General features: G+C 57.3%; 9 protein-coding genes. 2 read left to right on the forward strand and 7 right to left on the reverse strand.

Going from position 1 to position 12432, the window contains the following annotated elements; all coding sequences use genetic code 11:
• Positions 1 to 100: 100 nt before the first annotated feature.
• From IM295_RS14540 to aaeX, 5 genes are all read right to left on the reverse strand, one after another.
• On the reverse strand, positions 101 to 373 hold the full coding sequence (locus IM295_RS14540; RefSeq protein WP_028014596.1) for a barstar family protein: 273 nt from the start codon (positions 371 to 373) through the stop codon (positions 101 to 103).
• A 45-nt stretch (positions 374 to 418) separates the two neighbouring features.
• Entirely contained in the window at positions 419 to 1873 is a 1455-nt protein-coding gene (locus IM295_RS14545; protein WP_028014597.1) for an NAD-dependent succinate-semialdehyde dehydrogenase, read from the reverse strand.
• Between the two features lie 89 nt (positions 1874 to 1962).
• Positions 1963 to 3930, reverse strand: a complete 1968-nt coding sequence (gene aaeB, locus IM295_RS14550; protein WP_047367037.1) for a p-hydroxybenzoic acid efflux pump subunit AaeB — start codon at positions 3928 to 3930, stop codon at positions 1963 to 1965.
• A 5-nt stretch (positions 3931 to 3935) separates the two neighbouring features.
• Positions 3936 to 4868: a p-hydroxybenzoic acid efflux pump subunit AaeA gene (gene aaeA / locus IM295_RS14555; protein WP_028014599.1), complete on the reverse strand. Its 933-nt coding sequence runs from the start codon at positions 4866 to 4868 to the stop codon at positions 3936 to 3938.
• Between the two features lie 7 nt (positions 4869 to 4875).
• On the reverse strand, positions 4876 to 5079 hold the full coding sequence (gene aaeX / locus IM295_RS14560; RefSeq protein WP_003860416.1) for a p-hydroxybenzoic acid efflux pump operon protein AaeX: 204 nt from the start codon (positions 5077 to 5079) through the stop codon (positions 4876 to 4878).
• A gap of 179 nt (positions 5080 to 5258) precedes the next feature.
• Here aaeX and aaeR point away from each other — a divergent pair, with 179 nt between their 5' ends.
• Positions 5259 to 6185, forward strand: coding sequence for an HTH-type transcriptional activator AaeR (aaeR, locus tag IM295_RS14565; protein WP_028014600.1), 927 nt, complete (start codon positions 5259 to 5261; stop codon positions 6183 to 6185).
• A 217-nt stretch (positions 6186 to 6402) separates the two neighbouring features.
• The gene (locus IM295_RS14570; RefSeq protein ID WP_032644925.1) at positions 6403 to 7017 is read left to right on the forward strand and encodes a YagU family protein; all 615 of its coding nucleotides are present in this window, start codon (positions 6403 to 6405) and stop codon (positions 7015 to 7017) included.
• A 46-nt stretch (positions 7018 to 7063) separates the two neighbouring features.
• Here the strand turns inward: IM295_RS14570 and tldD are convergent, their stop codons facing one another.
• Both tldD and yhdP read right to left on the reverse strand, forming a co-directional pair.
• Complete coding sequence (gene tldD, locus IM295_RS14575) at positions 7064 to 8509, reverse strand: metalloprotease TldD (RefSeq protein ID WP_028014602.1); 1446 nt, start codon at positions 8507 to 8509, stop codon at positions 7064 to 7066.
• Between the two features lie 84 nt (positions 8510 to 8593).
• Positions 8594 to 12391 (reverse strand): AsmA2 domain-containing protein YhdP, encoded by a 3798-nt coding sequence (gene yhdP, locus IM295_RS14580; RefSeq protein WP_193066864.1) that lies wholly within the window; start codon positions 12389 to 12391, stop codon positions 8594 to 8596.
• Positions 12392 to 12432 lie beyond the last annotated feature (41 nt).

The raw sequence follows: 12432 nt of genomic DNA on the forward strand, positions 1-12432 counted from the left end.
GGTGACCACTGGCACGCCACGGCTGAACTGTATAAATAAACCCTCGTCGTATCTCATCATACGACTTGCCCCTGGCCTCGTGGTCAGGGGCTTTTTTCATTTAATGCCGCGCGTTAAAGCGAAGCTGTCCTTCAAGCTCTTCCTCCGCTTCATCGAAGAGTAATATCAGCGCGCCGAAACGTCTGCGCAGCTTATCGGGCAGATGGATAAACTCAATCTCCAGCGGTAGCGGCAGCATGCTGCCGGTGACCACGTCCCACAGCGTATCCAGATTGGTCACGCTTTCCCGTTCAAGATCAAACGCCCGGATAAATTCCCGATAAAAGTCTTCCTGACTGTCGATTTCGTCAAAATCAAAAGTATAGGTTTTCATTGCCAGCCACCCAGTCCAGGCGGGCGGCAGATGCCGCCCAGTCTATTATAATCCCCCGATATGCAGGGTTTTAACTTCCAGATACTCTTCCAGCCCCAGCACGGATCCCTCACGTCCAAGACCGGACTCTTTTACGCCGCCGAAAGGCCCCAGCTCGGTGGAAACGGCGCACTCGTTAATGCCAATCATCCCGCTCTCGATGGCCTGTGAAACGCGGAAAACCCGGGAAAGGTTCTGGGTGTAGAAGTAAGCTGCCAGCCCGTAAGGCGTGTTATTCGCACGCTGGATGACTTCATCTTCCGAGGTGAAGCGGAAACACGCCGCAACCGGACCAAACGTCTCTTCTTCTGCCAGCTTCATGCCTTCGTGACAGTCGCCCAGCACGGTTGGCATCCAGAAATTACCGCCCAGCGGATGGGGTTTGCCGCCTGCCAGCACGGTCGCCCCTCGTGTGACAGCATCTTCAACATGCTCACGGACCTTGTCGACCGCGGCGGATTCAATCAGCGGCCCGACGACGACGCCGTCCTCAAGGCCATTCCCCACCTTAAGGGCATTAACCGCATCTGCGAGCTTATTCACAAACTTGTCGTAGACGGTTTCCTGAATGTAGAAGCGGTTCACGCTGACGCAGACCTGCCCGGCATTGCGGAATTTATTGGCAATTGCGCCTTTTACCGCAGCCTCGATGTCGGCATCCTCAAAGACGATATACGGAGCATTTCCCCCCAGCTCCATCGAGACTTTTTTCATGGTTTCTGCGGCGTTGCGCACCAGCGTTTTGCCGACGGAGGTCGAACCGGTAAAGGAGATTTTACGCACGTCGTGGCTGGCCATGATCGCATCGCTGATTTCATGGGTATTTCCGGCCACCGCGTTGAGCACACCGTCGGGCACGCCCGCCTGTTTTGCCAGCGTCAGCAGCGCAAAGGCGCTGAGCGGCGTGTTATTGGCCGGTTTGATGACACCGGTACACCCGGCTGCCAGCGCCGGGCCTAGCTTGCGGGTGAGCATCGCCATCGGGAAGTTCCACGGCGTGATGGCCGCGACCACGCCGATGGGCTCACGGGTCGCCAGAATGCGCGAGCCGGGCTTGATTGGCGGAATAATTTCACCGTTCGCGCGCTTGGCCTCTTCGGCAAACCACTGGATAAAGCTGGCGGCATACTCCACTTCCCCTTCCGCCTCTTTCAGGGGCTTGCCCTGCTCGGTGGTCATTAGCCGCCCGAGCCAGCTTTTATTTTCAATAATCAGTTCGTACCAGCGGTACAGAATCGCCGAACGCTCTTTCGCGGTTTTGGCACGCCATGCCGGGAAGGCTTTGGTGGCCGCTGCGATCGCTTCTTCGGTTTGCGCTTTACCCGCTTTCGCAACTTTAGCGATGACCTCACCGGTCGCGGGGTTCAGCACATCAAACGTTGTGTCCAGCGTTTTCCAGATGCCGTCGACCAGATAGCCGGTCTGAAAAAGGGTGTTGTCCTGAAGCGCCTGAGTCGTCATGTGTCCTCCCTTCCTGAATGTAAGTACGTGCTGGAATAAGTATAGCCACAAAAAAACCGGCGCTTTTGGCGTCGGTTTTTTTACTTCAGTCAGTTATCCGTGAGGGCATTCTGGTAGCGATGCAGCATAAACACCAGCCGCCCTACCGGCTCGGTCACCTGTGGCGGCGCTTGCCAGTGCTTGAGCTTTTCCTGATAAATATCCAGTTCTTCAAGCAGTTGGGTAAAGTAACGACGGCGTTTGTCGTCACTGCTGGCGGAAAGCACATGGTCGGCGGTACGACGCAGCTGACGGTGGAAGGCCGAGAGATCGTCGTTGATCGGCACCGGCGCGTTGCGCAGACGCTGGTGCGCGATGATCATGGTTAACGCCAGGCGGAACTTCGCTATGTCGCCCGGGAACTTGTTCAGCAGTAAAAACAGCTGCTGGTAGAGCGCGGGCAGGTGGTTCTCTTTACGACGCGCGGTATTGGTAGTCATCGACGACACGGCAGCCGATACAAACTGGTTCAGCAATACGCGCCCCGTCCGCGCCTGCGAGTTATCCCGGACCAGCAGAATCACCATCATCGCCAGGAAGCAGCCCACCAGCTGACCCAGCGCGCTGTCGAGGAACTGGCTGAAGTGGAAGGTCATCGGGTTATCCAGCACGATGATGTTAATCGTACTCGCCAGCGCCCCCAGCGATCCCAGGCGGCGCTTTTGCACTTCAATGCCGATAAAGAACGCCATCACCGCCAGGCTAATACAGAGCAGCAGCATGCTCTGCTGCGTCGACGGGATGATGACCAGGAAATAGAGCGCGCCTATCGGCAGCGCGGCGATGGTGCCGTAGAGGAAATCAATGGCGACCATGCGCGGGTTAGGCAGACGCATCGCCAGTGCGGTCACGACGGCAATCATCACCATCGCGCCGCTGCCGGACGTCCAGCCCGTCCACAGCCAGAACAGCGTGCCGAGCATACAGGCAAGCGTGGTACGCCAGAAGTTGACCATCGCGTGATGGCGCTCGGCAGACTCCGCCTTGATCACCACTTCGCCCTGGAGCACCTCTTCTTCCGCCGCGCTGATTTTGGTGTTACCGATCACGCCGCGCTTAAGCAGCAGATAACGCGTTGCAGCCCCAACCCAGGTGTAGATCGTCACCGGCGTCTCGCGCTCCCCGGTCCAGGCAATCACCCGGCGCATGCGCTTAAGCTGCTTATGCACGTCCTGCACGGTCTCTACCGGCTCGGCAAACAGCTCACGGAACGTATCGGTGACCGATTCCGGGCGGGTGTTCTGGATAAGATAGGTTTCGCACGCCTGGGTAATCAGCGTTAAGGAGACGGTATTCAGGGCTTTAAGGCGACGATTCGCCCGCGCCCAGCGAGACGACTCCATATTGAGGTTGCTGCGCATCCCTTCCAGCGCCTGCGTACGACGAACCAGCCCGCTCCATGCTTTATCCACCTCTTCGCTATCGCCGTGTTTAATGCACAGCTGCATCAGTTGGTACTGGGCAACGATCAGCGCGTCCAGCTCGCGATCCACCTCTTGCTTGATCGAGCGCGGGGAGAAAAGCAGGTCGGCCACGATCGCGCAGACAATACCAATCACAATCTCGCTGCAGCGCTCCACGGCAAACTGCGGCGCGAGCAGCGGTTCGCTTTGGATGGTGATGACAATGATCAGCGCGGTATAGCCCGCCAGCCCCCAGGCGTAGGAGTTCTCGACTTTTACCAGAGACGAGACCCAGGTGCAGAAGCCCGCCCAGATGCAGCAGACCATTAGCATCAGCAGCGGCGTGCGGATCATCAGAATAATAATGGTCAGCGCCGCGAAACAGCCGATAAACGTCCCGATGATACGTAGCATCCCGCGATAGCGGATCGCACCAGAGTAGGGTTCTCCACCCGCGGCGAAGGCAGGGCCCGCCGCGACAATCGCGGCGGTCAGCACCGCCCAGCGAGGGGTTTCAAGCTGGAAGTGGAAGCCAACGAACAGCGCCAGCACGATGGCGCACGCCAGCTTCACGGCGAAGCGAATGTGCTGACTGGCGATGGAAAAGATACCCATGGCGATTAACCAAACTCGCGCAGGCGATGGGCAATTTTACGGAAGAGGGAGTCCTGGCTGGCATCCCGATCTTTTTCTCCGGTGATCACCACCGTCGCCGTGGTACCCGCTGGCCACAGGTTGCCCTGCTGCTCATCCAGATGAATACGTACCGGCACGCGTTGCGCCAGACGCACCCACTCCAGGTTAGAATCCACCGTCGCCATCCCTTTGGCATCGTTAGAGCTGCTGGAGTTGGTTACCCCTGCGGCGACGCTATCGACGGTACCTTTAAAGACGCGGTTGCTGCCAAGCGGCGTGACTTCTGCGCGATAACCCGGACGAACGCCCTCCAGCTTGGTCTCTTCCATATAGGCGAGCACGTAGAAGGAGTTCTGTTTAACCAGCGCCACGGCGGTTGAGCCACGGGTGATAAACTCTCCGGCATAGACGTTCAGGTTGGTCACCCAGCCATCGGCCGGCGCGCGGATCACGGTACGCTCCAGGTCGAGCTTCGCCAGATCGCGCGTTGCCTGCGCTTTCGCTAACTGGTGCAGCACGGTTTGCAGCACGTTGTTGGACTGGTCAATCTCTTCGCGGGACATGGCCTGAACGCCAAGCTGGTTACGACGGCCTGCCTCACGGCGTTTCTCTGCGGCCAGCGCCTGGTAATAGGCCACGTCTGCTTCTGCTTCCTCCAGCGCCTTCTGGTAACGAGGCTGGTCGATGGTGAACAGGACCTGATCTTTCTTCACCAGCTGGTTATCGTGAACGTTAACCGCCGTGATAAGGCCGGCCACGTCGGGGGCAATTGCCACCACATCGGCGCTAAAGCGCGCGTCACGCGTCCACGGTGATTCGGTGTAATAAACCCAGGCGCGAAAAATAGCGATGAACGCGAGGATAACCAGCGCCATGGTAATGGCGGTGCGGGAGATTTTTCTTGTTAGCGTTTTCACATCAACCTCAGACAAACATGCGCGATATCAGGTAAAACAGGCAGCAATACAGCGCGGTATTGAACAATGCAGGGTGCCAGACGAAATCGTAGATCCCGGTCGGGACCAGCACCTTGCGCACCAGCCAGAAGATCGCCAGTGATAAAAGAAGCTCGAAAAATATCGGTGGGAACGACAGACCGAACACCACGATAACGGGAAACAGACTCATGTTGACCTTGATAAGAGAGAGTGCAGGCTTCAGAATTTTTTAGCGCACGCCATCGCAGGAGAGCTAGAAACGCAGGGCGAGAATGGCGCAGCCGTTATGTAATTAATAATATATTAACGTAACTGTTATGCTGTTATCTATCATATGTGATCTAAATCACTTTTAAGCCAGAGTGAACAATGGAACGTTTAAAACGCATGTCCGTCTTCGCCAAAGTGGTTGAACTCGGCTCATTTACCGCCGCTGCGCGCCAGCTTCAGATGAGCGTCTCATCCATCAGCCAGACGGTGTCCAAACTGGAAGATGAGCTTCAGGTTAAGCTGCTCAACCGCAGCACCCGCAGCATCGGGTTGACGGAAGCCGGTAAAATTTACTATCAGGGCTGTCGCCGCATGCTGCATGAAGTGCAGGATGTTCACGAGCAACTCTATGCCTTTAACAACACGCCCATCGGCACGCTGCGTATAGGGTGTTCTTCAACTATGGCACAAAATGTTCTCGCTGCCATGACGGCGGACATGCTGAAAGAGTACCCTGGGCTTACCGTCAATCTGGTGACGGGCATCCCTGCCCCAGACCTGATCGCCGATGGTTTAGACGTGGTGATCCGCGTTGGCGCGTTGCAGGACTCCAGCCTGTTCTCGCGTCGCCTCGGGAGCATGCCGATGGTGGTCTGTGCCTCGAAGAGCTATCTGGCGCAGTACGGTGTGCCGGAGAAACCTGCCGATCTCGCTAACCACTCCTGGCTGGAGTACAGCGTCCGCCCCGATAATGAATTTGAGCTGATTGCTCCGGAAGGGATCTCCACCAGGCTGCTGCCGGAAGGCCGGTTCGTCACCAACGATCCGATGACCATTTCGCGCTGGCTGGTGGCCGGCGCCGGGATCGCCTACGTGCCGCTGATGTGGGTGATCAATGAGATCAACAGCGGCGTGCTGGAGATCCTCTTCCCGCGCTATCAGTCCGATCCACGCCCGGTCTACGCCCTGTATACCGAGAAGGACAAGCTGCCGCTGAAGGTGCAGGTTTGTATTAACTATCTGACGGACTATTTTGTCGACGTAGCAGAGCTGTTTCAGGGTATGCGCGGTAGAAGAAAGGAATAAGAAATTAATTTCTGAAATATCCGCGCCATTAATATTTCAGGATGAAGCCGGCCTTCATCCAGGAATATTCTTTAGCTTCTATCAGGAATAGCGAATTGACACTGCCGCCGCCTGCCCTTTACCTTATAAAAAGTCTGGCATTCAGACTGTTATTATTTTGTTGCTGATTTGAATAATAAAATGTATTCCGCAGGATGACGTTAAACAAGGAAACGAAATGAATCTATTTGAACAAACACCGCCGTCACGCAGGCGCTACGGACTCGCCGCGTTCATTGGCTTAATTGCAGGAATTGTCTCCGCGTTTGTCAAATGGGGAGCCGAGGTACCACTCCCGCCACGCAGTCCCACCGATTTATTTACCGGCGCATGCGGCCCTGAGCAATTAATAAGAGCCGCAGGCCAGATAGATTGCTCCCGCAATTTTTTAAATCCACCCTATGTTTTTTTACGCGACTGGCTGGGCGTAGTTGATCCTAACGCAGCAGTTTATACCTTTGCCGGACATATATTTAACTGGGTCGGCGTAACGCATATTATTTTCTCAATCGTCTTCGCGGTTGGGTATTGTGTCGTTGCTGAAGTCTTCCCGAAAATTAAACTCTGGCAGGGTTTGCTGGCGGGTGCATTGGCACAGCTTTTTGTTCACATGCTCTCCTTCCCGCTGATGGGGCTGACGCCACCGCTGTTTGATCTGCCCTGGTATGAACACGTGTCAGAGATCGTGGGTCATCTGGTCTGGTTCTGGTCGATCGAAATCATTCGACGTGACTTGCGTAACCGCATTACTCACGAGCCGGATCCGGAGATCCCGCTGGGGAACTTACGTTAAAAAAATGGCGCTACATCTGTAGCGCCATTTTTTATGTTTGCTCAGGTCAGGCCGTGCCGCCCACCGTCAGATTATCCACTTTCAGCGTTGGCTGACCCACGCCAACCGGCAGGCTCTGGCCTTCTTTACCGCAAACACCCACGCCGTTATCCAGCTTCAGATCGTTACCGACCATGGAAATCTGCTGCATGGCTTCAATGCCGGAGCCAATCAGCGTCGCGCCCTTCACCGCTTTGGTCACTTTGCCTTTCTCAATCAGGTACGCTTCTGAAGTCGAGAAGACAAACTTACCGGAGGTGATATCCACCTGGCCGCCGCCAAAGTTTGGCGCAAAGATACCGTAATCCACGGATTCGATAATCTCCTGCGGCGTGGATTTGCCCGGCAGCATATAGGTGTTGGTCATGCGCGGCATCGGTAGGTGCGCGTAAGATTCACGGCGGCCGTTACCCGTTGGCGCTACGCCCATCAGGCGCGCGTTGAGTTTGTCCTGCATGTAGCCTTTCAGCACGCCGTTTTCGATCAGCACGTTGTACTGGCCTGGCGTACCTTCATCGTCGATAGAAATCGAGCCGCGGCGGTCAAGCATGGTGCCATCATCCACTACGGTGCAAAGCTCAGAGGAGACGAGCTGTCCGATCTGGCCGCTGAACACGGACGTCCCGCGACGGTTAAAATCGCCTTCCAGACCGTGGCCCACCGCTTCGTGCAGCAGCACGCCCGGCCAGCCTGCGCCCAGCACCACCGGGAATGTCCCGGCCGGCGCCGCAACAGCATTAAGATTCACCAGCGCCATGCGCACGGCTTCTTTAGCCCACGCGTCAGCACGCGCTTCGCCGTCAACATCACCCAGGAACCAGTCATAGCCGAAACGACCGCCGCCGCCGCTTGAGCCGCGCTCGCGTTTGCCGTTGTCATCGACCTGCACGCTGATGGAGAGACGCACCAGCGGACGCACATCGGCCGCCAGCGTACCGTCCGTTGCCGCCACCAGAATCAGTTCATACACACCGCTCAGGCTGGCGGAGACTTCCTGAACACGTTTGTCGGCGGCGCGCGCCACTTTGTCCACGCGGCGCAGGATGTCCAGCTTCTCTTCGCGGCTCATGCTCTGCAGCGGGTCGATGCTGGTATAAAGCGCGGAGTGCTGCACTTCACCCAGGGTTTTCACGCGACCGTCGCCGGCATCGCGCACAATGGTACGCGCGGCCTGAGCGCTCTGCTCAAGCGCGGCCAGGCTAATCTGGTCGGCATAGGCAAAACCGGTTTTTTCGCCGCTGATGGCGCGCACGCCGACGCCCTGGTCAATGTTATATGAGCCATCTTTGATGATGCTGTCTTCTAAAACCCAGGATTCGTGATAGCTCGACTGGAAATAGAGATCGCCGTAGTCGAGACGGCGTTCGGTCAGTTGACCAAGAATGGAGAACAGGTCCTGATGGCTCAGGCCGTTCGCTGCGAGCAAATGTTCACTTACCAGGTTCAGACTCATCGTATTGCTACTCGTTCGTTGCCGCCCGTGGCGGTATAAAGATCGTATTTATTGAGAGTGAGGCAATTACCAGCCCACGTCAAATCATTGCTGTGCATCTTTGCGCGGCTGGCGCAGCACCTCGTTAATCTGCGGTTTATCCACCGGACCGGTAATGCGGTAGCGCAGAATGGAGACCTTGCTCCACAGCGGCCCCAGCACTTTACTGGCGGCAAACACAGCCGCACCGACAATCGGGTTAACCACAAAGGCCGCCGCCACGCCCACGCTTGCGGAAATTTCCGGCGCCACCACGGCTTCCATATCCAGCTCGCGACGCACGAGGTTGACCGAGCCTTTCATGGCGATGTCCGCTTCCAGCCCATCCACCAGCGTGTCGTCCGTGTGCAGAACGCCGTCCTTGATCCACGCCGTACTGCGGATGGAATCGTAATAGAAACCTTCGCTGAAGGTGTCGCTGAAATCGAAGCGCAGCTTGCGAAGCAGCGCATCAAAACTCAGCAGACGCAGGATCTGCCCGGCACGCCCCGTGCTCACGTCGGCGATCTCACCTTTGCCAAAGTGTGTTTTCAGAATACCGTTCAGTGACGCTTCGTCCGGTGTCCACGGCGCGGCACGCCAGTGAAGATCGTAATTAACGTTAAACGAGGAGCCGCGCAGCGGCGTGCTGATGCCAAAGAAGTTGGCTGCCGCATCCAGCTTGTTGCCTTTAATGTCGCCCTTCAGAGACGTGCGCTGCTCGCCCGGGTTATTCACCCACTCTCCACCCGCCGTCATGCGGCCAAAGCCGGTGTCGATCAATCCGCCGGAGAGCTTGAGCGTATTCCCCTGAATGGCAAAATCACCGTCGATACGGCCATATTTTTGCCCCCACAGCCAGCACTCCGCGCAGCGCAGCTGCAGATCGGGCCAGCCGCTAAAATCGACGCGGGTAGTATTACTCAGCGGCGATGTATTCGCCGGTTTATCTTTATTCGCGGCAGCCGGGTTGTAGTAGAGATAGCGGATCGCTGCCTGCCACGGCGCGTTATTGCGCATGGTCAGCGTGCCGTTGATCTCCCGGCCCTGCGCCTCCACTTTTGAGCCGTTAGCGGTTGGCTGGGAGACAATGCTCAGATTGTTCCACTGCTGTCCGCCCAGCATCAGCGACGGCGTGCGTACGGTAATGGTCTGCGGGAACTGGGCGGCCTCATCAACGTTTTGCCCAACGCCTTTCTGGAACAGCGCCAGCCACTCCGCGCCGTCCATCGGCGGGAGATTCAGCTCAACGCCCGCATGCTCAGGCAACGGCGGCGTGGTTTTGCTGTCCGTCGTCCAGATGGCTTTGTCGAGGGTAAGCTTGCGGTTAAGCAGCCAGCGGCTGTTAAAGTGGTTTGTTCCGCCCGCGCTTCCGGTCAGCGCGAAGCTGTCCAGATTGCCATCCACGTTAAGCTTCACCGGCAGCGGCTGTCCGGCCTGTTTATCCAGCGGCGCAGGCAGCTGGCTTTGAAGATTCTTCAGGTCACCCGTAATGTCGACCTTATAGTGTGCACCTGCGTGATAAGGCAGGTCGATTGCCACTTTGCCCTGCCAGGCGACCGCGCCCGCTACTGACGCCTCAACCGGCTTCGGCAGGACGTCCATACGCGACGGCTGCCAGTTGCCGTCCAGATTAACGGCCACCTGATAAGCCTTTTGCCCCTCGGCTGTTGAGAAGTCGATATTCACTGGCTGATTAAACCAGCTGGCGGTCAGCGGCTCGCTTTTCAAATTACCGTTCACAAAGCTGAACTGTCCGCTGAGGTCTTTCAGGGTGCTATCAAGCGGTTTAATGTACAGGCTGTTGTTCTTCAGACGGACGTCACCTTTGGCGGTGGTCATTTCACCGTCCAGCGGGATATCAAGATGTAAGCGAGCATTCACATCGCCATCGAGCTGGAGCTGCTGAAGGGTCGCCGCCAGCGACTCTTTGAGTGGCGTCTCCTCAAAGTACGGCCCCACCGCTTTCCCCGGGCCGTTGATGTCGGCATCAATCAGCAGCTTCTCTTTTGAGTAGTCCGGGATGTTGGCCGTCAGGTTGCTGGCCGTTACGCCTCCCAGCGCAACGCTGTCCGCCTTCATCCATAATCCGTCGTTGAGGAAGTTAAGCTCGATATCCAGGTTTTTCAGCGCGGGCCAGCCCGGCTGGAACGCGAAGGTGGCGTCGTGCAGCGGCACCAGCACCTGGAACTGCCCCTCATTATGTTTGTACGGGAAAAGATGCGGGTTACCGCCGTAGACCAGCGTGGCGTTTTCCGCCTGACCGCCCTGAATTGCGCCGCTCAGATAGTCGACCAGCGCTTTACCCATCAGATTTTCCGGGAAATAGCGCCAGGCCTGAGAACCGTCATCAGTACTGATCCCGGCCAGAATGCCCAGCCACGGTTCGTCACCCTGCGGCTGTAAATAGCGGAAGTCACCCCGCGCGTGTACCGCTTTGGCTTTGACGTCAATATGGCGACCATCAAGCTGGAAGCCCTTATCGTTACGGAGCCAGTTAAGCACCGCGCTGCCCTGCTCAATTTCCAGCGGCGCGCGGAAGACCGTCTCGTAAGGCATTTTAGCGTTGTGCATATCGGCCGTGAGCCTGCCGTTCTCCACGCTGCCTTCCAGCTTGCCACTGAAATGCTCCGCGCCCGGCAGCATCTTCCACTGCTTCCAGGCAAGATCTTTCCATGTTGCCTGGAAACGGGTTTTTTCCGTCGCCTGAAGCGGGATATCCAACGCCAGAGAATCAATTTTTCCGCTCGGCTGCGTTGCCAGCCAGATCTCGCCCAGGTCCCGAGAGAGCTTTGCCGCCATGGAGCGCAGGCCTTCAATGGCCGACAGATCCAGGTTGCTGGCGCGGATGCGCAGCTCATCGCTGCGTTTACTCGCCGCGCCGCCCACGTCCTGCTCCGGCATCCAGGCCAGCGTCAGCGCACCGCGCGGCCAAGGCTTGCCGTCCATCGTGATGCGCGTATCCGGGATGGCGAACTGCCAGCCCTCTTTTTCCTGCGTCACGTGCGCGGTCAGGTTATCGACGGAAAGCTGATGCTGCTGTCTTTCACCCTTCCAGCTTGCGCCCCCTTGCTTCAGCCAGATATCGCCGCTGGCAAATTTCCCTTTCGTCAGGGTCATCCAGCCCTCAAGGCTGAAACGCGCGGTTTCCAGCTGCATGTTTTGCTGCAGCCAGTCGCCGAGCCAGGGCTTTACATCCACATCGTCGGCCTGCAGCCAGACTTTGCCGTTGTTTAACAGGCCGTCATCGTCACGCAAGTCCATACGCACCTGCATGACGCCGTGCTGGCCGTTCAGGCTGGAAAGATTGACCTGCCCTTCGGCGCGGTGTCGATCCTTGCCGTTAAGCCAGGTCAGCTGCGGGATCGCCAGTTCGGCGCGCTGGCCAGAAAGGGTAATAAAGCTCACTTCGCTGTCGCGCAGATCGAAATGATCGAACTGGCGGAGGAAGAGATCGCTGAAGCGGTTGGCTTCCAGGCCCTGATTGTTATCACCGCCAGTCAGCGGCGTATTGGTCAGAAACTGGAGTTGATAAAAGGTGAGATCGCGAAACTGCCAGCGCAGATGCAGCAGGCTTTGCCAGACGTCCAGCGCCAGGGTTACGCGTTTGATTTTGAGATGACCGCCATCTTTCAGGCTGGCGTTGATGTCACGGACATCCAGCGTCGGGCCAAAATTCTGCCAGCTGGCGCTAACCTGGCTTACGTCGACCGGTACGCCGGTGGTGGATTCGATTTTCGCCAGCAGCTGCGGACGCCAGCTGTCCAGATGCGGTAAAACGAGGCGTAGCCCGCTCACGAGCAACGCGACAATCACGACCAGCGTTGCCCCTGTAAGCACTAAAATCCCCGGCAATCGCCTCACGCATCTCTCCTTGTCAGCTTTCGTCACGCAGCGTACTGCGT

The sequence above is a fragment of the Enterobacter cloacae complex sp. P14RS genome, from assembly GCF_014895895.1.
In the GTDB taxonomy this organism is placed as follows: domain Bacteria; phylum Pseudomonadota; class Gammaproteobacteria; order Enterobacterales; family Enterobacteriaceae; genus Enterobacter; species Enterobacter bugandensis.

Excerpts from the sequence above, each read along its gene's own strand:
- IM295_RS14540 (WP_028014596.1), bottom strand. The coding sequence starts at position 373 with ATGAAAACCTATACTTTTGATTTTGACGAAATCGACAGTCAGGAAGAC.
- IM295_RS14545 (WP_028014597.1), bottom strand. The coding sequence starts at position 1,873 with ATGACGACTCAGGCGCTTCAGGACAACACCCTTTTTCAGACCGGCTAT.
- aaeB (WP_047367037.1), bottom strand. The coding sequence starts at position 3,930 with ATGGGTATCTTTTCCATCGCCAGTCAGCACATTCGCTTCGCCGTGAAG.
- aaeX (WP_003860416.1), bottom strand. The coding sequence starts at position 5,079 with ATGAGTCTGTTTCCCGTTATCGTGGTGTTCGGTCTGTCGTTCCCACCG.
- aaeR (WP_028014600.1), top strand. The coding sequence starts at position 5,259 with ATGGAACGTTTAAAACGCATGTCCGTCTTCGCCAAAGTGGTTGAACTC.
- IM295_RS14570 (WP_032644925.1), top strand. The coding sequence starts at position 6,403 with ATGAATCTATTTGAACAAACACCGCCGTCACGCAGGCGCTACGGACTC.
- tldD (WP_028014602.1), bottom strand. The coding sequence starts at position 8,509 with ATGAGTCTGAACCTGGTAAGTGAACATTTGCTCGCAGCGAACGGCCTG.